This is a genomic window from Nocardioides bruguierae (assembly GCF_023554635.1).
Lineage (GTDB): Bacteria > Actinomycetota > Actinomycetes > Propionibacteriales > Nocardioidaceae > Nocardioides > Nocardioides bruguierae.
The window spans coordinates 42,495-66,196 of sequence record NZ_JAMJPH010000027.1 but is presented as its reverse complement, the minus strand read 5'-3'; the positions used below and the strand labels follow the sequence as shown (position 1 = coordinate 66,196).

Below are 23,702 nucleotides of genomic sequence, written 5' to 3'. Positions count from 1 at the left end.
GGCGGGGCCCTCCCCCGGTGTCACCCGTCGCCACCCTCGCCCGGGGCCGCCAGGGCGCGGACGACGGCCGAGGGGCTGGGCCGCCCGAGGTGACCGGCCATCCAGGCGCTGGTCGCCACGAGCCGGTCGAGGTCCACGCCGTGCTCGATGCCGAGCCCGGTGAGCATCCAGACCAGGTCCTCGGTGGCGAGGTTGCCGGTGGCCGAGGCCGCGTACGGGCAGCCGCCCAGGCCGCCGGCGCTCGCGTCGAAGGTGGTGACGCCCGCACGCAGCCCGGCCAGCACGTTGGCCAGCCCCTGCCCGTAGGTGTCGTGGAAGTGCAGGGCGAGCCGCTCGGGCCCGACCCCGGCACGCTGGAAGGCACGCACCAGCGCGGACACGTGGCCCGGCGTGCCGACGCCGATGGTGTCGCCCAGGCTCAGCTCGTCGACGCCCAGCTCCAGCAGGCGCAGCCCCGCCGAGACCACCTGGTCGACCGGCACCGGGCCCTCCCACGGGTCGCCGAAGCACATCGACAGGTAGCCGCGCACCGCCACGCCGGCGTCCCGGGCCCGGCCGACCACGGGGGCGAACATGGCCCACTGCTCGGCCAGCCCGCGGTTGAGGTTGCGCCGGGCGAAGGTCTCGGTGGCGGAGCCGAAGACGGCCACGTGGCGCAGGCCGAGGGCCAGCGCGCGGTCGAGCCCCTTCTCGTTGGGCACCAGGACGGGGAGGCCGACCGCCTCCTCCTGGAGCTCGGCCAGCAGGTCGGTCATGAGGGCCTCGGCGTCCGCGAGCTGCGGCACCCAGCGCGGGTGGACGAAGCTGGTCGCCTCGACCACGGGCAGCCCGGCGTCCAGCAGGCGGCTGACGAACGCGGCCTTCACCGGTGTCGGCACCACGGTCGCCTCGTTCTGGAGGCCGTCGCGCGGGCCGACCTCCCAGATCCGCACCGCCCGGGGCAGTCCCGGCTCCCCGACCGGCATCGGCAGCGGCCGCGGCACCGGCTTCGGCACCGGCTTCTGCGCCGCCGTCACTGCACACCTGCTCTCCGAGCGGAGGCTCCCTGGTCACCGCCCTGGTCGCCGTCCACCTGCTCGTCTCGTTGTTCCACGTGGAACAACAGGCTTCCGCGTGACACCTGTGCACCGACCTCCTCGGTCACCGTGACCACGGTTCCCGGCCTCGGGGCCCGCAGCGAGACCTCCATCTTCATCGCCTCCAGCACGCCGAGCACGTCTCCTTCCGCCACCGTTTCTCCCGTGGAGACCAGGACCGCGGTGACGGTGCCCGGCATCGGTGCCGTGACCGCGCCGTCGCTCGCGGCGGCGGCCCCCGCCGCCCGGGCCGGAGCCTCGAGCACGACGCGCTGGCCGCGGTGGGAGGCCTCGGCGCGGGGAGGGCCGCCCGGCTGCGGGCCCGGCTGCACGTTCACGACCACCCGGTGCCGCGTCACGCCGGCGGCGTCCCCGACGTCCACGGTGACCACGTGGTCGGCTGCCTCCAGGACCCGCAGGACCAGGGCCTCGCCGTCCGGCCCGGTGACCGTGGCGCCGTGCGCGTCCGTGGCCGATCCCGAGGCCACGCCCAGGTCCACCAGGACGGGGCGGTCCAGCCGCACCCGCACCGGGGCCCGCGGCCCGGAGGACCGGAAGCCGTCGGCCGCCCAGGCCCCGCTGCCCGAGCCGCTGCCCGACCCCGCTCCTGCCCCACCGCCATGACCCAGCCAGGCAGCTACCCAGGCGGTGACGGCACGCGCGACCCCGGCGTCCGGGGGCGCCGGCAGCGGCTCACGGTCGAGCCAGGCGGTGTCGATCGCGGCCGCGGCGAACGCGTCGGTCGCCACCAGGGCGCGGAGGAACCCGGTGTTCGTGGTGAGGCCGAGCACGGCGGTGTCGTCGAGGGCCGCGAGCAGCCGGAGGCGGGCGCTCTCCCGGTCGGCGCCGGTCGCGACGACCTTGCCGAGCATCGGGTCGAACCCGGTGGAGACCGTGTCGCCGCTGCTCAGGGCGTGGTCGACCCGCACGTCGGGGCCCTGGGGCCAGCGCACCAGGGTGGCGGTGCCGGCCTGCGGCAGGAACCCGCCGAACGCGTCCTCGGCGTAGACCCGGGCCTCGATCGCGTGCCCGGTCACGGCGACGTCGTCCTGACTGAACCCGAGCGGCTCGCCGGCGGCGACCCGCAGCTGCAGGGCGACGAGGTCGGGGTGCTCTCCGCGCACGGTGGTGGTGGCCTCGGTGACCGGGTGCTCGACCTGGAGCCGGGTGTTCATCTCGAGGAAGAAGAACTCCCCCGTGTCGGCGTCGAGCAGCATCTCCACCGTGCCGGCGCCGGTGTAGCCGACCTGCTGAGCCAGGGCCCGGGCTGCGGCGGCGAGGCGGGCGCGGGCCGCGGGGTCCAGCGTGGGGGCGGGGGCCTCCTCCAGCACCTTCTGGTGGCGGCGCTGGGGGGAGCAGTCCCGCTCGCCCAGCGTCACGACGGTGCCGTGCTCGTCGCCCAGGACCTGCACCTCGACGTGCCGGCCGCGCTCGACGTAGCGCTCGACCAGCATGGTGTCGTCGCCGAACGCGGAGGCGGCCTCGCGGCGCGCGGCGGCCAGGGCCTCGGCGTACTGCTCGGGCGAGCGGACCACCCGCATCCCCTTGCCGCCACCACCGGCCGCGGCCTTGACCAGCACCGGGTAGGAGAAGGCGGCCGGGTCCTCGTCAGGACCCCAGGCCGGCACCACGGGGACGCCGGCCCGCTCCGCGATCGCGCGGGCGTGGTCCTTGCGGCCCATCGCGTCCATGACGTCGGCGCGGGGGCCGACCAGCCGCACGCCGGCGTCCGCGAGGGCGCGGGCGAGGGCCGGACGCTCGGAGAGGAAGCCGTAGCCGGGGTGCACCGCGTCGGCCCCGCAGGCCAGCGCCGCGGCGACCACGGCGTCGACGTCGAGGTAGGAGGGCACCTCGAGGGTCGCGTCGGCGGCACGGACGTGGTGCCCGCCGGCGGCGCCGGGCCGGGCGTCGGCGGGCGTGTGCAGCGCGACGGTGCGCAGGCCCAGGTCACGGGCGGTGCGCAGCACGCGCAGGGCGATCTCGCCGCGGTTGGCGACGAGGAGGGTGCGGATCGGGCGGGGCTGGTCTGCCTGGGGTGCCTGGGGGGTGTCGGTCATGGTGCTCACATCCGGAACAGCGGGGTGGACCGCGGGGCCAGCGGCGCGCGGCCGGCCACGGTGAGGGCGAGGCCGAGGACGCGGCGGGTGTCGGCGGGGTCGAGCACGCCGTCGTCCCAGAGCCGGGCCGTGGCGTACCAGGGCGAGCCCTGGGCCTCGTACTGCTCCCGGATGGGCGCCCTGAACGCGTCCTCGGCCTCGGGGCTCCAGGTCTCGCCCCGGGCCTCGAGGCCGTCGCGGCGCACGGTGGCCAGCACGGAGGCGGCCTGCTCGCCGCCCATGACCGAGATGCGGGAGTGCGGCCAGGTCCACAGGAAGCGCGGGTCGTAGGCGCGTCCGCACATGCCGTAGTTGCCGGCACCGAACGAGCCGCCGATCACCACCGTCAGCTTCGGGACGCGCGTGGTGCTGACCGCGCTGACCAGCTTGGCCCCGTCCTTGGCGATGCCGGCGTTCTCGTACTCGCGCCCGACCATGAACCCGGCGATGTTCTGGAGGAACAGCAGCGGGATGCCGCGGGCGTCGCACAGCTCCACGAAGTGGGCGCCCTTGAGCGCGGACTCGGAGAAGAGGATGCCGTTGTTGGCCAGGATGCCGACCGGGTGGCCGTGCAGGTGGGCGAAGGCGCAGACCAGCGTGTCGCCGTAGAGCGGCTTGAACTCGCTGAACCGGCTGCCGTCGACCAGCCGCCGCAGCACCTCGCGCACGTCGTAGGGGGTGCGCGGGTCGGCCGGGACGACGTCGACCAGCGTGGCGGGGTCGAGCAGCGGCTCCTCGACGGGTCGGACCTCCCACGGGGGCGGGGCCGGGGCGGGCAGCGTGTCGACGATGCCGCGGACGATCTCGAGGGCGTGGTCGTCGTCCTCGGCGAGGTGGTCGACGACCCCGGAGGTGCGGGCGTGCACCTCGCCGCCGCCCAGCTCCTCGGCGGTGACGACCTCGCCGGTGGCAGCCTTCACCAGGGGCGGGCCGCCCAGGAAGATCGTGCCCTGGTCGCGCACGATCACGGTCTCGTCGCTCATCGCCGGCACGTAGGCGCCGCCGGCGGTGCAGGAGCCCATGACGGCGCTGACCTGGGCGATCCCGGCGGCGGAGAGCCGGGCCTGGTGGAAGAAGATGCGGCCGAAGTGCTCGCGGTCGGGGAACACCTCGTCCTGCATCGGCAGGTAGGCGCCGCCGGAGTCGACGAGGTAGACGCAGGGCAGGTGGTTCTCCTCGGCCACGCGCTGGGCACGCAGGTGCTTCTTCACCGTCAGCGGGAAGTAGGTGCCGCCCTTGACGGTCGCGTCGTTGGCGACGACCACCACCTCGCGCCCGGCCACGCGGCCGATGCCGGCGACGACACCGGCGCTCGGGACGGCGTCGGGGCGGTCGAGCCCGGGCACGCCCTCGCCCGCACCGTCGCCCTCGTCGTACATGCCGGTGGCGGCCAGGGGCGCGATCTCCAGGAAGGGGCTGCCGGGGTCGAGCAGCCGGTCGACCCGCTCGCGGGCCAGCAGCTTGCCGCGGGCGGTGTGCCGCTCGCGGGAGCGCTCCGGCCCGCCCTGCCGGGCCAGCGCCAGGCGGGAGTGCAGCTCGGTCACCAGGGCCCGCATGTCGTCCACGTCACACAGGTTAGCGAGCGTTAACCGGCGGGGCCAGCGGGCCCGTGACCGGTGTCAGCAGGGGGCTGTCAGCAGGGTCCGTCAGTCGAAGCTGCACACCGCCGTGCAGGTGGTGAACCAGTCGAGCCCGCCGTCCAGCGAGGCGATCTGCTTGCGGCCGGTGCTGTCGTCGAACCAGAACAGCGCGTAGGCGGGCGCGTCCGCCTGGGCGGCCGCGGCGTTGCCGACGGAGACGGGGCTGAACCGGCCGTCGTAGTCGTGCCGGGGGCCGATCTCGGTGAACGCGGCCCGCAGCCCCGTGCCCGAGAGGGCGGAGTAGCCGGTGACCGGCACCGCGTCGACGGCCACCCCGTCGCTGCCGGTGCAGCGGCCGTCGCTGCCGGAGACGTCGCAGTAGGAGTCGATGCCCACGAGGTCGACGCGCGCGGGCAGCGCGGCGGTCACGCTCGACTCGTCGCCGACGGAGACCACGTTCGCCGAGTACGCCCAGGCCAGGTTGTGCACGCCGCGCTCCGCGGCCCGGTCCTGCATGGCCGCGTACAGCTGCGTCAGCGTCGAGGCGTCTGCCCCGCCCCACCAGAACCAGGTGCCGTTGGCCTCGTGCAGGGGTCGGAAGAGGACGGCGGCGCCGCGCTCGCCCAGGGCGGCGAACCGGTCGAGCACGCGGTCGTAGTCGGCCCAGAATGCCTGGCCGGCGGCGCTGCCGGTGTCCAGCAGCTCCGCGACCTGGCCCTGGCCGGTGGTGTCGTCGGAGGAGCCGCCCGTCCACGGGTTCGGGGCGTGCCAGGAGGCGGTGAGCAGCACGCCCTGGTCGGCGAGCGAGGCCAGGTCGCTCGTGCGGTCGGAGCCGTTGTCGAGGGCGTCGACCAGCTCGTCGGCGTCGAAGCCGACCAGGGCCGGCAGCGTGCCGAGGCGGTTCAGCGGTCGCGCCCAGCGGTCGTTGGAGATGTTCACCTGCTGCCCGAGGCCGGTCCGGCCGCTCGCCAGCCAGCCGTCCAGCGTGGCGAGGAGGCAGCCGACCGCCGGGTCCGCCGAGGTGTCGACCGGGGCGGGGTCGGGGGTCGTGGAGCAGGTCCCGCCGGTGCTGCTGGGCTGCGCGGACGGGCTCTCGGTCACGGGCTCCTCGCTCACGGTCACGGTGGCGGTGGCCGTCGGGGACGCGCCGGCGCTGCCGGCGTCCGTGCCCCCGGTGACCTGCTGCACCAGGTCGCCCACCTGGTCCTGCGCCTCGCTGACGGAGACCAGGCCCACCTCGGCACCCGCGTAGGCGATCACCATCGCCAGCACGGCGCCCGTCGTCGCGAGCAGCGCGGCGACGCGGCGGGAGTGACGGGTGGGGCGGGGCACGGGTCCATGGTCGGGCATCGGGCCAGGCGGTGGGTCCGCTTCGCGCGAGCCGGACGTCGGCGCACGCGTGCCTCCCCTCACCTGCTGCGCCCACCGATGCCGTCACCCGGTGCTGCGCGGGGGCGCGTCCCGCCCTGCTCGGCGCCGGGTGCTCGATACGGTGACCGGCGTGAGCCGGCGCGAGCAGATCCTCCAGACCGCCGCGCGGCTGTTCGCGGCCCGCGGCTTCCACGGGGTCTCCGTCTCCGAGATCGGCGCGGCCTGCGGCATCTCCGGGCCGGCCCTCTACAAGCACTTCGGCTCCAAGGACCTGCTGCTGGCGGAGATGCTCGAGCAGATCAGCGTCCGCCTCCGGGACGAGGCACGCCGCCGCGTCGCCGCCGCCGACTCGCCCGCCGCGGCCGTGACCGCGCTGGTGGAGCACCACGTGGCCTTCGCGCTGGAGCAGCCCGCGCTGATCGTCGTGCAGGACCGTGACTGGGCCAGCCTGCCCACCGACGCCCGCGAGCGTGTCCGCGGCCTCCAGCGGGAGTACGTGGCCACGTGGGCCGAGCAGCTGCGGCTGCTCGCCGCCTCCCGGGCCTCCACCTCGCCGGGCGGCGAGCCGCTCTCGGAGGACGAGGCACGGGCGACCGCGCACGTCGTCTTCGGGCTGGTGAACTCGACCCCGCACTCGGCGGTGCTGCCCGCGGACGAGATGCGCGTGCTGCTCACCCGCTCCGCGCTGCGCGTGCTGGGGCTCTGAGGCCGCTCGCCGTCCACAGGCCCGCGCCGTGGCGCCACCGTCCACAGGGACGCCGTCGACCCTGGCCGCGACCCGCCGCCCCTGGTGTCGTGGACCCATGACGAGCGAGGCGACGACGTGGTCGGCACCGGGTGAGCAGCACCCGGTGGCCCGCGTCCTCGCGCGCCTCGACACCGCGGTCGGCGAGGCGCTGGAGGTGCCGCTTCTGGGTCTGGACGAGGCGCGCGCGGCCGAGGCGCTCGCCGCCGTGACGGCGGTGGAGTCGCGGCTGGTCGCGCTGCGTGCGCGGCTGACCTCGCAGGCGGAGGCGGTCGGCGTCGGCGCGGGCACCGGCACCCGGGACGCGGGGGCCTGGCTGGCCCACCGGTCCCGGTTGTCGTCGGCCGAGGCCCGCCGTCGGTCGCGGTTCGCGCAGCGGCTCGTCCGCTGGCAGGCCGTGGCGGCGGCTCTGGCCGAGGGGGAGGTCAACGCCGAGCAGGCCCAGGCGATCACCACGGCCCTCGACGACCTCCCGGACTCGCTCGACCCCGTGCTCCTCGACCGCGCCGAGACCCACCTGCTCGCCGAGGCCCGCGACTTCGGGCCGCGAGAGCTGCGGGTCCTCGGGGAGAGGCTGCTCCACGTCGTCTCCCCCGAGGCGGCCGACGCCCACGACGCCCGGGTGCTCAGCGCGCAGGAGCGCGACGCCTGGGAACGTGCCGACCTGTGGATGAGCGACGACGGCCACGGGGCCACCTGGGGCCGGTTCCGCATCCCGACCGCCTCGGCCGCGGTGCTGCGCACCGCCCTCCACGCGCTGGCCGCGCCCGCGCGAGGAGCGGACCCGGAGGGTTCCGCCGACCCGAGCCCTCCCGGTCGGTCCCGGCCCTACCGCTTCCGCATGGGGCAGGCCTTCTGCGAGCTGCTCGACCGCATCCCGGTCGACGCCCTGCCCGACACCGGCGGCGCCAACGCCACGATCGTGGTCTCGATGACCCTCGACCAGCTGCGCGCCGAGCCGCGTGAGCGGGCAGGCGACCACGGGGCGGGCGCCGTCGCGTCCCTGGACACCGGCGACCGGCTCTCCGTGGCCGACGCACGACGGCGGGCCTGCGAGGCGGGTCTGGTGCCCGCGGTCCTGGGTGGCGCCGGACAGGTCCTCGACCTCGGCCGACGACGCCGGCTGTTCACCCGGTCGCAGCGGCTGGTGCTCCAGAGGCGTGACCGCGAGTGCACCGCGGACGGCTGCGACGCGCCCGCCGGCTTCTGCCACGCCCACCACGACGAGCCCTGGTCACGCGGAGGCCCGACCGACCTGGCCAACGCCCGACTGCTGTGCGGGCACCACCACCGGCGCATCCACGACCCGGCCTACCGGGCGGAGATCACCCCCGACAACCAGGTCCGGTTCCACCGGCGGACGTAGACCGACCGGCGTTCCTGGTGGGCCGCCTGGCCGCCTGGCCGGTCAGGGGAGCAGGTGTGCGGGCGGGTCGTCGTCCGGGTCGTGGTGCTCCTCGAGCCAGGCGAGGAACCGCTGCGCCCGCACGGCCGCGTCGACGGCGAGGTCGAGCTCCGGCTCCTCGCCGCTCCCCTCACCGGCCCCCTCACCGGCCCCCTCGAGGGAGCGCTGGGCGGCGTCGAGCACCGGCCGCGCCTCGCGCACCCGGGCCAGCAGCCGCGCCCGCGGCAGGCCGCGCAGGTGCCACAGGAGCAGCGGGTCCGCCTCGAGCAGCCAGCCGACCTGCACCAGCACCGCCAGGGCGTGCTCGCAGGGGTCCACCCAGTGCCGGCAGGTGCACTCGCAGACGAGCTCACCGCCGTAGGGCAGCAGCTCGACCCCGGCCTCCTCGGCGTGCTCGACCAGGTCGTGCGGGAGGTCGCCGGCGAGCAGGGCGGTGGCTCGGGCGGGCTCGGCCAGCACGACCTCGACGAGGGCGGTGGCGTCCGCCTCGTCCAGCAGCGGGACGCTCACCACGACAGTGGCCAGCGCCTCGTCGGTCCCGACCGCAGCAGTGACCCGGCCCGGCTCCAGCCGGAGCCCGCCCACGCGTCCGGTGCGGGCGTGCCGGCGGCCGGCGGTCAGGTCGGGCTCGCCGTAGGCGGCCTCCTCGGCGGCACGGTCCCAGGCGCGGGCCCACCACTGCCGCAGCCGCGGCGCCTGCCGGCGGGGCGGTGAGGCCGCGTGGACGATCACGTCGCCCGCCTGGCTCACCGCAGGCTCACCAGGTCGCGCAGCTCGTCGTTGCTGAGCTCGGTCAACGCGGCCTCGCCGCCTCCGAGCACCGCGTCGGCGAGGGCGCGCTTGCGGGTGAGGAGCTCGGCGACCTTCTCCTCGACGGTGCCGCGGGTGACCATCCGGTGCACCTGCACGGGCTTGGTTTGGCCGATCCGGTAGGCGCGATCGGTGGCCTGCTCCTCGACGGCGGGGTTCCACCAGCGGTCGACGTGGACGACGTGGTCGGCGCGGGTCAGGTTCAGTCCGGTGCCGCCGGCCTTGAGGCTGAGCAGGAAGACGGGCACGCGGTCGGGTCCGTCGTCCTGGAACCGGCGCACCATCGCCTCGCGCTCCCTCACGGGCGTCCCGCCGTGCAGGAACTGGTGCGGCACCCCGGCGCGGGCCAGGTGCCCCTCGATGATCCGCGCCATGGCCACGTACTGGGTGAAGACCAGCACGGCGCCGTCCTCGGCCAGCACGGTGCCGAGCAGCTCGTCGAGCAGCTCGATCTTGGGCGAGCGGCCGCTGCTGCGCGTGCCGGTGCGCCGCAGGAACTGCGCCGGGTGGTTGCAGATCTGCTTGCAGCCGGTGAGCAGCGCCAGCACGAGGCCGCGGCGGGAGTCCTCGTCCGCCGCCTCGATCCGCTCCATCGTCTCGCGCACGAACGACTCGTAGAGCACCGCCTGCTCGCGGCTGAGGGAGAGCAGGTGGTCGGTCTCGGTCTTGGGTGGCAGCTCGGGGGCGATGCCGGGGTCGGACTTGCGGCGCCGCAGCAGGAAGGGGCGGACGAGGTCGGCGAACTGCGCGGCCTTCGTCGGCTCCTCGCCGGTCTCGATCGGGGCGGCCCACACCCGCCGGAAGGCCTGGCGGCTGCCGAGCAGGCCGGGCACCAGCCAGTCCAGGATCGACCACAGCTCGGTGAGGTCGTTCTCCACCGGCGTGCCGGTCAGCGCCACGCGCGCCTGGGCGCCGAGCGTGCGGAGCCCCCGGGCCGTGGCCGAGCGGGCGTTCTTCACGTGCTGCGCCTCGTCGGCCACCACCAGGCCCCACGGCACGGACCCCAGGGCGCCCCCGGTGGTCGGCTGCTCGGCGCCCGCGCCGACCACGGGCTCCTCAGCCGACTCGGCCGCCGGTTCCGCACCCGCACCCGCCGGGCGTCGGCGGGACGGGACGGTGTCGGTGCGCATGGTCCCGTAGGTGGTGAGCACGAAGCCGGGGTCGGCACCGGAGTCGGCGGCGCCGGAGTCGGCGTCGGAGTCGGCGTCGGGGCCGGCCATGTCGAGCAGGGTCGGCTCGCCCGGCGCCAGGCCGTCGAGCGAGCGCTGCGCACCGTGGAACCGGCGCACCGGCACCCCGGGCGCGAACCGACGGATCTCGGCCTCCCAGTTGCCGAGCAGCGAGGTCGGGCAGACGACGAGGGTCGGCGCGGGTGCGGTGCCGGCGGCCCGGGCCTGCTCGGCACGGTGCAGGTGCAGCGCGATGAGGGTGATGGTCTTGCCGAGGCCCATGTCGTCGGCGAGGCAGGCCCCCAGCCCCATCCCGGTGAGGTGGGAGAGCCACGTGAGCCCGGCGCGCTGGTAGTCGCGGAGGGTGGCCTCCAGCCCGGCCGGCTCCGCGACCGGCGCGGCATCGCCGACGGCGGCCAGCCGCTCGCGCACCTTGAGCAGGCTCGCGCCCAGCACCACGGAGGGGCCGGCGCCCCACTCGTCGTGGCCGGCGGTGCCCGGAGGGCCGGGGTCGCGCGCCTCGGCCTCGAGCTGGGCGGCCACGCCGTCGAGCACCAGCCCGTCCAGCAGGGCGGCGCCACCGGTGAGCGCGGCCGCGATCGCCTCCGGCGGCCGCACGGTGCGCACGAGCCGCTTGCGGGCCTTGCGGGCCACGGACGGGTCGACGACGGTCCACGCGCCCCGCAGGCGGACGACGGGCGAGGCCGCCCGGGCCAGCTCCTCCATCTCCTCCTCGGTCAGCGGGTCCTCGCCGAGCGCGACCTGCCAGGAGAAGGCGAAGACGGCGTCGGGGGTGAGCAGGCCGGTCTGCAGCGGGGCGTCCTTGGCCTCGCGCGGCTGCTTCTTCTCGTCCAGCACCAGCGAGGTGGACAGGTCCCGCCCCAACGACCGCGGCCACAGCACGTCCACGCCGCGCCCCGCCAGGGCGGCCACGCCGCTCTCCAGCAGGTCGGCGAGCTCGTCGGCCTCGAGCAGGATCTCGTCGGGGACCCGCTGGTCCAGCAGGCGCTCCAGCACCGGCCAGGCCTCGGCCGCGCCACGCAGCGCAGCCGCCGCGTGCACCCGCGCCCGGTCACCGAAGCCGTGCTCGGTCGGGTCGTCGACCCAGAGCGCGGCCGCGTCCACGAGGTGCAGGGGCTCGCGCTCCTCGGCCACCTGCGGCACGACGCGCACCGACCCGGCGCTCAGGTCCTCCTCGTCGGCCTCCACGCGCAGCGACAGCGTCACCAGCGTGGGCAGGACGCCGGCGTGGCGGTGTCGCGCGATCCGGTCGGCCAGCCGGCGGCGGAACCGGTCCTCGGCGGGTGGATCGTCGAAGCCCTCGGGCAACGTCGGCTGCCCGGGCTCCGGTGGCTCGGTGAGCAGTCGGCGGCGCGGTCGCGCGGTCGCGGGGCGGGCCGCCCCCCGGGCGCCCTGGCCCGGACGCGGCGCTCCCCGGGGCATCGCGTCGACGACGGCGTCGAGCACGGCCCGGACGACCGTCTCCGCCTCGTCCTCGTCCAGGGCGTCGTGGGCGCGGGCGGCGGCGAGCATGCGGACGCGGTCCTCGTCCGCGTCCTCCAGCGTGCCGACCTGCCAGGACGGCGCCTGGCCCTCCTCCGCCGGAGCCGGCTCGAACGTGCCGGCGGCGACGAGCCGCATGCCGAGCAGCGCCGCCCCGGAGAGTAGCCGGGTCGAGGGGTCCAGGTCGGTGCGGCCGTGGGCCTTGGTGAGGATCGGCAGGGCCGCGCGCATCGGGAGCGCGACCGTGCGTCGCTCGTCGGTGAACTCCACGACTGACTCCCGCGGCGGTCTCGCCGCGTGGAACGTCGCGGTGCCGGTGACGGGGACGAAGCTCACCCGGGCGACGCTATCCGGCGCCCCCGACAGCGGCACCCCCGGCGCAACAGGGGTGTCGATCGGCGGGGCTAGGTTGGGCCCATGACGCTCCTCGACACCCCGATCGCCCGCCTCGACGGCACCCCCGCCACGCTCGGCGACCTGACCGGCGGCAAGCCGGCACTGCTCGTCAACGTGGCCTCCAAGTGCGGCCTGACCCCGCAGTACGCCGGCCTCGAGGCGCTCGCGGAGGAGTACGAGGGCCGCTTCACCGTGGTCGGCCTGCCGTGCAACCAGTTCGGCGGCCAGGAGCCGGGCTCCTCGGAGGAGATCGCCGAGTTCTGCTCCGCCACCTACGGCGTCTCGTTCCCCATGAGCGAGAAGATCGAGGTCAACGGCGACGGCCGGCACGCGCTCTACGAGACGCTCGTGACCACGCCCGACGAGGGCGGCAACGCCGGCGACGTGCAGTGGAACTTCGAGAAGTTCGTGATCTCCGCGGACGGCGGCGTGCTCGCCCGGTTCTCCCCGCGGGTCGAGCCCTCGGACGAGCGGCTGCGCGGCCTCATCGCCGACCAGGTGGGCTGAACCAGCGGCCCGTACCGCCGGGGCCGACCCCAGGGCCTTTGTCCGGACGGGTCCGTGAACATGGGTGCATTCCGCTCCGCGCACGGCCCTGACGGCTGTCCACTGACCGGGTGCTCACGACACCTGCCTCCACGTTCGCCCGCGTCGTCCGCCTCGTCCTCGCGGCGGGGCTCGCCCTGGCGCTGACCCTGGTCGCCGCGCCCGCCTCGGCCGCCTTCAGCAACCAGGCCGCCTGGTGCAACAGCGCGTGGGTCGACACGGCGGTCTGGCTCGGCGGCTGCCCCAGCGGGCACAGCCTGGCGTCCTTCGACGACCCGGACGTGATCGCCTACTACGGCGCCCGGGGGTTCGACCGGAACTTCATGATCTGGGCGCCGAGCAGGTCGTTCAGCTCGACCGACATCGGGGGCCGCGAGTTCGCCGGCTGCGCGGAGGGCGTCGCGCACTCGGGCGGCCTGTGCAACGGCGCTCTCGACTGGGCGACCGTGGCGGAGGCCTGGGGCGGCAGCACTCCGGTGAAGTACTGGGGCAGCAACCCCGACACGATGGCCTTCATCGCGCTGATCTGCGGCAACATGAGCCGCAACGGGGCCGCCGGGCCGATCCCCACCGTCTACGGCTACAAGTACGAGGACGTCAACGGCAACGGCCGGCGTGACACCGGCGAGGGCGCGCTGGCGGGCGTGACGATCAAGCTCTGGTTCAAGGGCGTCGTCGTGGCCACGACCACCACCAACGCGAACGGGCGCTACGGGTTCTCCCTCGACACCCGCACGGTGCTCTCCGGCAGCGTCAAGCGCCTCACGGCGGGCACCTACAAGGTCACCGAGGCCGTGCCGGCCGGGTACCGACAGACCTCCAGCAACCCGGCCTCGTTCTCCGTGCCCTACGGCGCCGCGAACACCGCCTTCCACGGTGGGGACTTCGGGAACCAGAAGGTCGTGGACGTCAGCATCGCCAAGTCGACCAGCACGCCCGTCACGGTCTCCGGCACGGACGCGACGTGGACTCTCGACGTCACCAACGAGGGCGACTGGCCCGTCACCGACGTGACCGTGACCGACGACGTGCCCGCCGAGTTCGCCGCGATCTCGTCGGTGCCCACCGGCTGCGAGGTGACCGGGCTGCGGCTGACCTGCCGCGTGGAGGAGATCGCTCCGGGTCGCGCGGTCTCGTTCCGCTTCACCTCCCGCCTGGGCTCGTCCACCCCGGCCGACCTCTCGCTGGTCAACGCCGCCTGCGTCGAGGTGGCCGAGGTGGACGTCGACGCCGGGGACGACTGCGACACCGCGACCGTGAGCTCACGCACCGAGGCCGACGTCGGCGTCGCCAAGACCTCCGACCTGGAGTACCTCCGCGGCGGCGACCAGGTGACGTGGACCCTGACCGTGACCAACGCCGGCCCCTCCTGGGCCCGCTCCACCGTGGTGACCGACGTCGTGCCCGACGCCTTCGTCGTCGACCGGGTCGACGACCGGTGCGAGGTCGTGGCCGACGGCCGGACGCTCACCTGCGCCGTCGGCGACCTCGCCGACGGGGAGTCCGTCGACCTCGCGGTCACCGCCACCGTGCTCGGGTCGGCCCCCGGGGCGAGCGGCACGGACACCCACGAGCACCAGATGACGGTGGTGAAGAAGGAGGCGTCCTGGGACCTCGACGCCGGGGAGAGCGACACCTTCACCGCCCGCTGCGACGGCAGCGACGACGTCCTCACCGACGTCAGCTGGGGCGTCTCGTCCGTCGACCAGGGCACCGGCACGCCGGCCTCCGTGCGCTCCACCGCCGTCACGACCGCCGGGAGCAGCGGCTCGGTGAGCCTGACGAACGACGCCACGGGCCGCGCCCAGGGGCACCTCTGGCTGGTCTGCGCGAGTGCCGCGCTCGGGTCCACCGACGGTCACACGCACCGGCTCGAGACCGCCCCGGCCGTCACCACCACCGCCGACCTGCAGCCGGGTCGGTCCTCGGTCGTCGTGGACATGCCTCCGAACCACCTGCCTGTGGCCCCCACCTGGGCGCTGCGCTCGGGCTCCGCACGGCAGGTGGCCTCCGAGCTGCTCGGCTCGGCCGTGGCCGGCTACTCCTGGCGCCTGACGTTCGAGGCGTCGGAGGAGTCCTCGGTGACGGTGGGCGCGACGCCGCTGCACCTGCGGACCACCAGCACGCAGGTCGACGGCGTCGAGCACGAGCACACGCTGCGCTGGACGCACCCGACCACGACGGTCAGCGCCGGCCCCGGGTGGACCGAGCAGCAGGTGACCTGCGGCATCGGGGAGAAGGGCATCACCCCGACGTGGACGTCCGACAGCGGCGTGGCCGGCCCCAGCCCCGAGCCGGTGACCCGCCGCTTCCGCGTCTGGAACGACAGCCCCGCCGCCGCGACCGCCGAGGTCGGGGTCGTCTGCCTGGCCGTCGGCCCGGCCGTGCTGCCGCTCGAGCTGGTCACCAACACCGCCACCGCCGCCACGGCGACCACCGACCCCGACCCCAGCGACGACGCCGGGGCACGCACCACGGTGGTCACCCTGGGTCTCGACCTGCCCCAGCCGGCGGGCGCGATCGCCGCGGCCCGTCAGGTCGGGCGGCGGGTCGTCGTCCGTGCCTCCTGCGCGGAGGCCTGCGAGGCCGACGTGGTGGTGCGGGTCGCGGGCTCCGCGAACCTCGTGCGGCACTTCTCCACGGACCAGGCGCGGACCAGGCGCCTGGTCGTGCGGGTCCCGCGCGGGACGCGGGCGCGGCAGGTCGTGCTCAAGGTCGACGGGGACGTGGTGCGGCGGGCGGTCTCGCGGTCCTGACCCCCCCCGGGCCCGGCCGAGAGGCTCGTCAGCCGGAGAGGCCCAACGTCAGCGGGTGCACCGAGACCGCGCCGGCACGCAGGATCGCCCGCGCGGCCAGCGTGGAGGACCAGCCGGTGTCGACCAGGTCGTCCACGAGCAGCACCTTGGTGCCCTGGAGCGCCCCGGGCTCGCGCTCGACCAGGTCGCACCGGCGACCCACGGCGGCCACGCGCTGGGCGGAGTTGGCCCGGCCGGCGCCCGGCGGCACGTCGGGGTCGACGACGGCCCAGCGGCCGAGCACCGGGAAGCCGGACTGCCGGGAGAGGCCCTCGGCCAGGTCGGTGACGAGGGTGGGGCGGGTGACCGACTGCGCCATCACGATCGTGTCGACGTCGGGCCGCCAGTCGCGCAGGACCTCGAGCACGGCCTGCACCAGCGGCACCGGCACCGGGCCGTCCTCGGCGCCCTCGCGGAACAGCGCCCGCAGCGCCTGGCCGTGGCCGAGGTCGGTCAGCCGGGCGACGGCGCGGCCCTCTGCGGCCTGCTCCTTCACCTTGCCGCGGAGGTCGATGCCGATGCGGTCGAGGCCGGTCGGCCACATCTTGCGCGGCGACAGCGGCACGCCCGGCCGGTCGAGCCGCTCGCGGGCCGAGGCTACGGCCTCCTCCGAGACGTCCGTGGACAGCCCGAAGCCACCGCAGTTGTCGCAGCGTCCGCAGTCCCGCGCCTCCGGGTCGTCCAGCTGCGCGCGCAGGTAGCGCATGCGGCACTGGTCGGTGCGCAGGTACTCCAGCATCGCCGCCTGCTCGCGCTCGCGGGCCTCGCGCACCCGGTCGTAGCGGGCGCGGTCGTAGACCCAGTCCTGCCCGGTGGACTCCCAGCCCCCTCGGACGCGGCGCACCGCCCCGTCCACGTCGAGGACCTTCAGCATCGTCTCGAGCCGCGTCCGGTTGAGCTCGACCCGCGTCTCCAGGGCCGCGGTGCTCATCGGGCGGCCCTCCTCGGCCAGCACCTCGAGCGTCTCGCGCACCTGCTCCTCGCGGGGGAAGGCGAGGGAGGCGAAGTAGGCCCAGATGTCGCGGTCCTCCGGCGCGGGCAGCAGGACGACGGTGGCCGACTCGCTCCGCGCGTCCAGCCCGCGGCCGGCACGACCGACCTGCTGGTAGTAGGCGACGGGCGAGCTGGGGGCGCCGAGGTTCACCACGAAGCCGAGGCTGGCGTCGAAGCCCATGCCCAGCGCGCTGGTGGCCACGAGCGCCTTGACCCGCCCGGCGGCCAGGTCGGCCTCGAGCGCCTGGCGCTCGGTGGCCTCGGTCTGGCCCGAGTAGGCGGCCACGTCGTGCCCGCGCGAGCGCAGGTAGTCGGCCACCTCCTGGGTCGCCGACACGGTCAGGCAGTAGACGATGCCGGAGCCGGGCTGCTCGTCGAGGTGGTCGGCCAGCCAGGCCAGCCGCTGGTCGGGGGTCTTCAGGTGCACGACCCCGAGCCGCAGCGACTCCCGGTCCAGGGAGCCGCGCAGCACCAGCACCTCGCCGGCACGCACCGAGCCGAGCTGCTGCTCCACGTCCGCGGTCACGCGCTCGTTGGCGGTGGCGGTGGTGGCGAGGACCGGGATGCCGTCGGGCAGGTCGCCCAGCAGGGTGCGGATGCGGCGGTAGTCGGGGCGGAAGTCGTGGCCCCAGTCGGAGATGCAGTGCGCCTCGTCCACCACCAGGAGGCCGCAGGTCGCGGCCAGGCGCGGGAGCACCTCGTCGCGGAAGCCCGGGTTGTTGAGCCGCTCGGGGCTGACCAGCAGGACGTCGACCTCGCCGCCGCGGATCTGCTCGTGGATCGGTTCCCAGTCCCCCGCGTTGGTGGAGTTGATCGTCACCGCTCGGATGCCGGCCCGCGTGGCCGCCTCGATCTGGTTGCGCATCAGCGCGAGCAGGGGGCTGACGATCACGGTCGGCCCGGCGCCCGCCTCGCGGCGCAGCAGCGTGGCCACGAAGTAGACCGCCGACTTGCCCCACCCGGTGCGCTGGACGACCAAGGCGCGGCGGTGGTCGACGGCGAGCGCCTCGATCGCCGTCCACTGGTCCTCGCGCAGGGTGGCCTCGTCCTTGCCGACGAGGGCGCGCAGGTGCTCCTCGGCGCGGGCGCGGACGGCCGCCCGCTCGGCATCGGGGTGCGCGGAGGCGGGCTCGGGCTGGGCGGAGTCGGGCTGGGCGGAGTCGGGCTGGGCGGAGTCGGGGACGGGAGCATCGGTGGGGACCACGCCCCGATGTCTACCAGCGCACGCCGACGCCGCGGCAGCCGCGGCACCGGGCCTGGGGACGAAGCCGCCGGGACGCGATCCTGTGGACGTCAGGTGGCCTTCACAGCCGACGCTTCGGTGCCCCTCAGCACCTCACCAGCCGGCAGGCGCACCGTCAGGGTCGTGACCGTCCAGCCGTTCTCCCTCCCTCGTCCGCGCTCGACGCGCCGGCTGGTCCACCGAGCCCGAACCTCGCTCACCCCCCTGCTGAGAAGCGGGACGTCCCGGGTGTCGAGGTCGGTGGCCACCGGGCTGGCGCAGCCCGCGGTGCGGCTGGCGGTCGCCCCCCTCGTCCTGGTGCCCTTCGTGCCCTGGCTGGCCGGCCTGCCCGGCCCCACGGCCCTGCTGGACGCCGGGTCCCTGCCCGTCTCCCTGTGGTGGGCCGCCGTCGCGGCCGCCGTGGTGGTCTCGGTGCAGGCGTTCGTCTCCGACCTGCTCGACCTGCGCGCCGACCGCACCCTGGCGGCCCCCGGCGCGACCGGCCGGATGGTCCGCATCGGTCTGCTCACCACGCCCTGGGGCTACCTGGGCGCGCGGGCGCACGCCACCGGCGAGATCGGGCCGGTGGTCCTGGCCAGCGTGGTCGCCCTGGGCGGCACGGTGCTCCTGGGCGCCGCCCTCATGCTGGCCTGAGTGCTGGCCCGACGCCCCAGGCGCGGTCAGGAGTCAGCGCGGCTCCGACGGCACCACGCCGCCGATGGAGGTGCCCTCGCCGGGCGCGCTGGCCACGCCCCACCGGCCGCCGATCGCGACGATGCGGGCCTCCATGCCGGCCAGCCCGCCACCGCTGCGGGTCGCCTCGTCCACGTGGAACCCGACGCCGTCGTCCCGGACGCGGAACGCCGGCCCCGCCTCGTCCCAGACCTCGATGCGGACCTCCGTGGCCCGGGCGTGCTTGGTGGCGTTCTGGAGCGCCTCGAGGACGCAGAAGTACACCGCGGCCTCGACGTTCTCGGGGTAGCGCGGCACGTCGCCGCCGTCGACGCCGCACGGCACCGGCACCTGGAGCGCCGCGGCCCGCAGCGCGGGCACGAGCCCGCGCTCGGTGAGGACGGCGGGGTAGATGCCGCGCGCCAGCTCCCGCAGCTCGCGCACGGCGGCGATGTTCTCCTCGACGGCCTCGTCCAGCGAGCGCAGCACGGCGTCGCAGTCGCCGGCCTCGACGAGCGTGCGCATGCCGCCCAGCCGCAGGCTGAGCCCCACCAGCCGCTGCTGGGCGCCGTCGTGCAGGTCGCGCTCGAGCGTGCGCCGGGCCGCGTCGGCGGCGCGCACCACCTGCTCGCGGGAGGCCCGCAGCTCGGCGGACTGCGCCTCCAGCCGCCGGTAGGTGTCGAGCACGACCCAGGCGATGACCCCGACCACCATCGGCGTGAAGACCACCAGCGAGACCACGGGCCCCACGGACGACGGGACCGGCGAGGCCGCCCGCCGCCACTCGCCCAGCCCGGAGACCACCGCGACCCCGGCGAGCACGACGGCCGTGGTCACCACCAGGAGCCGCCGGTCCAGGAGCGGCATGGTGACCATCAGCGGCACCAGCAGCGCCAGCACCGCCAGCGGCGCCAGGAACGGCGTCACCCAGACCGCGCCGAGGGAGAAGAGCAGGGTCGAGGCGAGCACCGAGGCGCCGGCGGCCCGACCCCCGTGGCGCTGCACCCACGGCGCGCTGCCGAGCAGCACCAGGAGCGCCAGCGACATGACCAGCAGGTCCTGGGCGATCGTCACGAACCGGGCGCCGGCCAGGTAGGCCACGGCCAGCGCCACGGTGGCGCTGGTCAGGGCGAACGCGTTGACCCACCAGTACTGGCGGGCGCGGGCCTCGGCCTCCGGCGACGCCACGGCGGGCAGCGGCGGGCGGACGCCGGATCGCCGGCGGACCGGGTCGAGCAGGCTCACCGGGGGCGACCCGGCGGTGCGGTCTCGCCGATCTCGCTGAGGTAGACGATCGCGGCGGCGACCCGACGGTGGGTCTGGGAGTCCTGCGGCAGCTCCAGCTTGTTGAGCACCGAGCTGACGTGCTTCTCCACGGCCCGGTCGGTCACCACCAGCTGCTCGGCGATGGCCTGGTTGGTGTAGCCGGTGGCCACGAGGCCCAGCACCTCCAGCTCGCGTGGGGTCAGTCGCGCCAGGGGCGAGTCGGGGCGCCGTCGTCCGGCCTCCACGAGCATCTCGACCACGGTCTCGTCGACCACCGAGCCGCCGCGCGCGACGGCGCGCAGGCTGTCGACGAGCTGGCGGGCCCGGCCGACCCGCTCCTTGAGCAGGTAGCCGCGGCCCTGGGAGCCCTCGGCGATGAGGTCCAGCGCGTACTGGGCGTCGGCGTACTGGGTGAGCACCAGGACGCCCAGGCCGGGGCGGGTGCGCCGCAGCTCGCGGGCGGCCCGGATGCCTTCGTCGCCGTGGTCGGGCGGCATCCGCACGTCGGTGAGCACCACGTCGGGGTCGTGCTCCTCCACGGCGCGCAGCAGGCCCGGGAGGTCGGTGGCCACGCCGACCACCTCGACGTCGGGGAAGCCCGAGAGCAGGGTCAGGACGCCGGCCCGGATGAGCTCCCCGTCCTCGGCCAGCACCACGCGCATCACGTCGTCCACGCCGCCGAGGGTAGGGCCCGGCAGGGCCGCGGCACTGGACTGGTCCAGAGGGTCGGGCCACCCGGAACGACGCGCGCGGCGCCCCGGGTGACAGGCGTCGGCAGATTCTTTGCCGCAGGAGTGGTGTCAGCACGACCGACGCCTGCGCGACCCCTCGGCCAGAGTGAGGGCCGAGCCTTGATCACACTCGTGCTCGGCGGCGGGCGTCTTGCGGGCGTCCGCCACAGCTCTTTTTCGGGGCTCCCCCGCGGGTTCGTGAGCCTGCCGTCAGCGGCGGCGGAACCGCCCGGTGGCCCGGTCCAGCACGGGGACGACGGCGTCGCGGTCGACCTGCGCGGCGAGGTCCACGTCGCGACCGAACCCGCGCGCCACCAGCTCCCCGCCGGAGGCACAGCCGTGCAGCAGCGCGGCGGCGTGGCCGGCGTGGTCGGCGCGACCGCCCAGCGCGACCCAGGTGGCGCGGGCCGAGAGAGCCTCCGGCGAGAACCGGCCGGTGCCCAGCTCGGCGGCCACGGCGGCCAGCACCGCGCCCGCGCCCCACAGGTCCTCCTCGGCGGGGCGCAGCGACCCGTCGGGCCACTGCTCGCCCGCGGCCACCAGCGTGACCTCGCGGCCGCCCAGGACCTCGGGCACCAGCGCGTCGGCCACGGCCCGCGCGGTGCGCAGGGACGCCGCCCAGACCTGCACGCCCGCCTCGGCGAGCCGGGTGGCGATCGTGGACCCGTTGGGGCTGGGCAGGAGCAGGCGGGCCGGGAGGTCGCCGGCGGCAGCGGCGTCGGCCACGGACGCCGGGGAGAGGCTGACCCCGCCGGCGGCCGACTCCGAGCGGCCCACGGCCGGCACCGCCTGGTGCTCGCGGGCCAGGTCGGCGGCGCGCTCGTCGCGCCACGGGCACGGCACGACCTCGGTGCCGCCCGCGACCGCGAGCCCCACCGAGGTGGTGAAGGACAGGACGTCGACGACCACCGCGAGGCCGTCGTCCCCGCCCTGCTGCCGGCCCTGCTCCTGCCGGCCCTGCTCCTGCCGGCCCCGGCGTGCGGTGCAGGCCAGCGCACCGGACAGCCCCCAGGCCAGGCGCACCTGCGAGGCCGCCTGGCCGTGGGCGTGCTGCACCGACGTCATCGTGCTCACCAGATCCGGACGCGGTCCTCCGGGTCCAGCCACAGCCCGTCGCCGGGCTGGGTGCCGAACACCTCGTGGAACTCGGCCAGGTTGCGCACGATGTTCGCGCGGAACTCCGGCGGGCTGTGCGGGTCGATGGTGAGGTACTGCTGCTCCTGCTCCGTGCGCCGCTTCGTGCGCCACACGTAGGCCCAGTTGGAGAACAGCGTGCGCCGCTCCTCGAGGCTCGCCTGCCCGCCCGAGGCGATCATGAACGCCCGGTGCGCGATGGTGAGGCCACCCAGGTCGCCGATGTTCTCGCCCACGGTGAGCGAGCCGTTGACGTGCTCGCCGGGCAGGTTGCGCGGCTCGAAGCCGTCGTACTGCGCGACCAGCTTCTTCGACTTCTCCTCGAAGGCGGCCTTGTCGTCGGCGGTCCACCAGTCGTTGAGGTTGCCGGCGCCGTCGTACTGGGCGCCCTGGTCGTCGAAGCCGTGACCGATCTCGTGGCCGATGACCGCGCCGATGCCGCCGTAGTTCTCCGCCATCAGCGCCTCGGGCGAGAAGAACGGCTTCTGCAGGATGCCGGCGGGGAAGCAGATCTCGTTGGTGCCCGGGTTGTAGTAGGCGTTGACGGTCTGCGGGAGCATGAACCACTCGTCGCGGTCGACCGGCGCGCCGATCTTGCCGAGCTGGCGGTCGGTCTCGAACGCCGAGGACGCGGCGGCGTTGCCGATCAGGTCGTCCTTGCGGACGCTGAGCCCCGAGTAGTCGCGGAACGTCTCCGGGTAGCCGATCTTCGGCCGGAAGGTCTCGAGCTTGGCGTAGGCCCGCTGCTTGGTCTCCTCCGTCATCCAGTCCAGCTCGGAGATGGACTGGCGGTAGGCGGCCAGCAGGTTCGCGACCAGGTCGTCCATGAGGGCCTTGGACGTCGGCGGGAAGTGCCGGGAGACGTACTCGCGGCCCACGGCCTCGCCCAGCGCCCGCTCGACCAGCGCGACGCCGCGCTTCCAGCGGGCCCGCAGCTCGGGCGTGCCCGAGAGGGTGCGGCCGTAGAAGTCGAAGTTCGTCTCGACCAGGTCGTCGGTCAGGTACGGCGCGGCGTGCCGGATGACGTGGCTGGCCAGCCAGGCCTGCCAGTCGGCCAGCGGGACCTCGGTCAGCACCGTCGAGAGGTGCTCGAAGAACGACGGCTGGCGCACGCACGCCTCGCCCATCACCTCGGCTGCCGTGCGGTGCGAGCCGGACAGGTTGGTCACGTAGACCTCCCAGTCGAACCCGGGGCACAGCGCCTTCACCTCGTCCAGGGAGCGCAGGTTGTAGGTCTTCTGGACGTCGCGGGTGGCCGCGCGCTCCCAGTGCCCGGCCGCGATGCGGGTGTCGACGGCGAGGACCGTGGCGGCCTTGCCGGCCGCGTCGGGCACGCCGCCCTGCTCGAGCAGGCGGGTCAGGTAGGCGACGTACTTCTCGCGGGTCTCGGCGAACTTGTCGTCGCGGTAGTAGGACTCGTCGGGCAGGCCGAGGCCGCCCTGGCCCAGGTGGAAGAGGTAGCGGTCGGAGTTGCGGTCGTCGGTGTCGATGTAGGAGCCGAAGAGGCCGTGGCCGCCGATCCGCTCGAACTCGCCCAGGAACGCGGCCAGGTCGCGGACGTCGCGCAGGCCGTCGACCGCCGCGAGCAGCGGCTGCACCGGCTCGAGGCCGCGTGCCGCGATCGCGTCGGTGTCCATGAAGGAGGCGAAGAGGTCGCCGATCTTGCGGGCCTCGTCACTCATCGTCGCCGGGTCCGCGGCGGCCAGGTCGGTGATGATCTCCCGGACCTGGGACTCGGCCGCGTCGGCCAGCTGCACGAAGGGGCCCCAGCTGGACCGGTCCGAGGGGATCTCCACCTCGTCCAGCCAGCGGCCGTTGACGTGGCCGAACAGGTCGTCGACCGGTCGGATGGCGAGGTCCATGCCCTCGCGGGCGTCGTCGAGGATGCTCACGCTTGCACAGTACCTATCGTCGCCTCCGGCGACATGTCGCCGGGCTTGTACCCCTGTTCTTCACTCCTCGACTCGGCCCGGGCGCTCGCTGCGCTCACGGCCCGCACGCTCGTCTCGTCCCTGCAGAACAGGCGTCGCCCGACGACGCTTCACGTGTCCGGAGTGCACGATCCCCAGAGGCACAGGGGATGTGCCTCTGGGGACTCGGTCTGCTGGGTCACATGACCCGTTCTCGGGCGCCCTTGATCTGCAGGGAGCATGACGAGGTGCGGGCCGTGAGCCTGCGAACGCCCGTGCCGA

General features: G+C 75.2%; 16 protein-coding genes. 5 read left to right on the top strand and 11 right to left on the bottom strand.

All coding sequences use genetic code 11. The annotated features are described in order from the left end of the window. Positions 1–20: 20 nt before the first annotated feature. The 4 genes from M8316_RS15435 to M8316_RS15420 all read right to left on the bottom strand — a co-directional run bounded on the left by M8316_RS15435 (position 21) and on the right by M8316_RS15420 (position 6,084). Positions 21–1,016 carry a hydroxymethylglutaryl-CoA lyase gene (locus tag M8316_RS15435; protein ID WP_250055991.1) on the bottom strand — a complete coding sequence of 332 codons (996 nt, stop codon included), beginning with the start codon at positions 1,014–1,016 and terminating at the stop codon, positions 21–23. Then, entirely contained in the window at positions 1,013–3,133 is a 2,121-nt protein-coding gene (locus M8316_RS15430; RefSeq protein WP_250055989.1) for an ATP-binding protein, read from the bottom strand. The genes M8316_RS15435 and M8316_RS15430 overlap by 4 nt, the downstream gene beginning before the upstream one ends. Positions 3,134–3,138: 5 nt before the next feature. Continuing rightward, positions 3,139–4,728 (bottom strand): acyl-CoA carboxylase subunit beta, encoded by a 1,590-nt coding sequence (locus M8316_RS15425; protein WP_250056042.1) that lies wholly within the window; start codon positions 4,726–4,728, stop codon positions 3,139–3,141. A gap of 90 nt (positions 4,729–4,818) precedes the next feature. Further along, positions 4,819–6,084, bottom strand: coding sequence for a glycosyl hydrolase (locus tag M8316_RS15420; protein WP_250055987.1), 1,266 nt, complete (start codon positions 6,082–6,084; stop codon positions 4,819–4,821). A gap of 169 nt (positions 6,085–6,253) precedes the next feature. Between M8316_RS15420 and M8316_RS15415 the strand changes: the two genes are divergently transcribed. Together M8316_RS15415 and M8316_RS15410 are read left to right on the top strand one after the other, a co-directional pair. Further along, complete coding sequence (locus tag M8316_RS15415) at positions 6,254–6,829, top strand: TetR/AcrR family transcriptional regulator (protein WP_250055985.1); 576 nt, start codon at positions 6,254–6,256, stop codon at positions 6,827–6,829. 97 nt (positions 6,830–6,926) lie between these two features. Continuing rightward, positions 6,927–8,234 (top strand): HNH endonuclease signature motif containing protein, encoded by a 1,308-nt coding sequence (locus M8316_RS15410; protein WP_250055983.1) that lies wholly within the window; start codon positions 6,927–6,929, stop codon positions 8,232–8,234. A gap of 42 nt (positions 8,235–8,276) precedes the next feature. Here M8316_RS15410 and M8316_RS21190 read toward each other — a convergent pair whose 3' ends face one another. Both M8316_RS21190 and M8316_RS15400 read right to left on the bottom strand, forming a co-directional pair. Then, a complete protein-coding gene (locus M8316_RS21190; protein ID WP_250055981.1) occupies positions 8,277–9,005 on the bottom strand; it encodes an SWIM zinc finger family protein in 729 nt (242 codons plus the stop codon). A gap of 14 nt (positions 9,006–9,019) precedes the next feature. Next, positions 9,020–12,091 carry a DEAD/DEAH box helicase gene (locus tag M8316_RS15400; RefSeq protein ID WP_250055979.1) on the bottom strand — a complete coding sequence of 1,024 codons (3,072 nt, stop codon included), beginning with the start codon at positions 12,089–12,091 and terminating at the stop codon, positions 9,020–9,022. 81 nt (positions 12,092–12,172) lie between these two features. Here M8316_RS15400 and M8316_RS15395 point away from each other — a divergent pair, with 81 nt between their 5' ends. Continuing rightward, positions 12,173–12,658: a glutathione peroxidase gene (locus M8316_RS15395; protein ID WP_250055977.1), complete on the top strand. Its 486-nt coding sequence runs from the start codon at positions 12,173–12,175 to the stop codon at positions 12,656–12,658. A 110-nt stretch (positions 12,659–12,768) separates the two neighbouring features. Beyond that, entirely contained in the window at positions 12,769–15,453 is a 2,685-nt protein-coding gene (locus M8316_RS15390) for an SdrD B-like domain-containing protein (RefSeq protein WP_250055975.1), read from the top strand. Between the two features lie 28 nt (positions 15,454–15,481). Here the strand turns inward: M8316_RS15390 and M8316_RS15385 are convergent, their stop codons facing one another. Then, on the bottom strand, positions 15,482–17,554 hold the full coding sequence (locus M8316_RS15385; protein ID WP_250056039.1) for a RecQ family ATP-dependent DNA helicase: 2,073 nt from the start codon (positions 17,552–17,554) through the stop codon (positions 15,482–15,484). Positions 17,555–17,956: 402 nt separating this feature from the next. On the opposite strand from M8316_RS15385, the gene M8316_RS15380 reads away from it, so the two are divergent. Next, entirely contained in the window at positions 17,957–18,361 is a 405-nt protein-coding gene (locus tag M8316_RS15380; RefSeq protein ID WP_250055973.1) for a hypothetical protein, read from the top strand. Positions 18,362–18,394: 33 nt separating this feature from the next. On the opposite strand, the gene M8316_RS15375 is transcribed toward M8316_RS15380, so the two are convergent. The 4 genes from M8316_RS15375 to M8316_RS15360 all read right to left on the bottom strand — a co-directional run bounded on the left by M8316_RS15375 (position 18,395) and on the right by M8316_RS15360 (position 23,402). Continuing rightward, a complete protein-coding gene (locus tag M8316_RS15375) occupies positions 18,395–19,624 on the bottom strand; it encodes a sensor histidine kinase (RefSeq protein ID WP_250055971.1) in 1,230 nt (409 codons plus the stop codon). After that, positions 19,621–20,319, bottom strand: coding sequence for a response regulator transcription factor (locus tag M8316_RS15370; RefSeq protein WP_250055969.1), 699 nt, complete (start codon positions 20,317–20,319; stop codon positions 19,621–19,623). Before M8316_RS15370 ends, M8316_RS15375 begins: the two co-directional genes overlap by 4 nt. Positions 20,320–20,586: 267 nt before the next feature. Further along, positions 20,587–21,441: a 2-phosphosulfolactate phosphatase gene (locus tag M8316_RS15365; protein ID WP_250056036.1), complete on the bottom strand. Its 855-nt coding sequence runs from the start codon at positions 21,439–21,441 to the stop codon at positions 20,587–20,589. A 5-nt stretch (positions 21,442–21,446) separates the two neighbouring features. After that, the gene (locus M8316_RS15360; RefSeq protein WP_308196038.1) at positions 21,447–23,402 is read right to left on the bottom strand and encodes a M13 family metallopeptidase; all 1,956 of its coding nucleotides are present in this window, start codon (positions 23,400–23,402) and stop codon (positions 21,447–21,449) included. Positions 23,403–23,702 lie beyond the last annotated feature (300 nt).

What these genes read in the sequence shown, in the direction of transcription:
- M8316_RS15430 (WP_250055989.1), bottom strand. Translation starts at nt 3,133, where the DNA reads ATGACCGACACCCCCCAGGCACCCCAGGCAGACCAGCCCCGCCCGATC.
- M8316_RS15425 (WP_250056042.1), bottom strand. Translation starts at nt 4,728, where the DNA reads ATGCGGGCCCTGGTGACCGAGCTGCACTCCCGCCTGGCGCTGGCCCGG.
- M8316_RS15410 (WP_250055983.1), top strand. Translation starts at nt 6,927, where the DNA reads ATGACGAGCGAGGCGACGACGTGGTCGGCACCGGGTGAGCAGCACCCG.
- M8316_RS15395 (WP_250055977.1), top strand. Translation starts at nt 12,173, where the DNA reads ATGACGCTCCTCGACACCCCGATCGCCCGCCTCGACGGCACCCCCGCC.
- M8316_RS15365 (WP_250056036.1), bottom strand. Translation starts at nt 21,441, where the DNA reads ATGACGTCGGTGCAGCACGCCCACGGCCAGGCGGCCTCGCAGGTGCGC.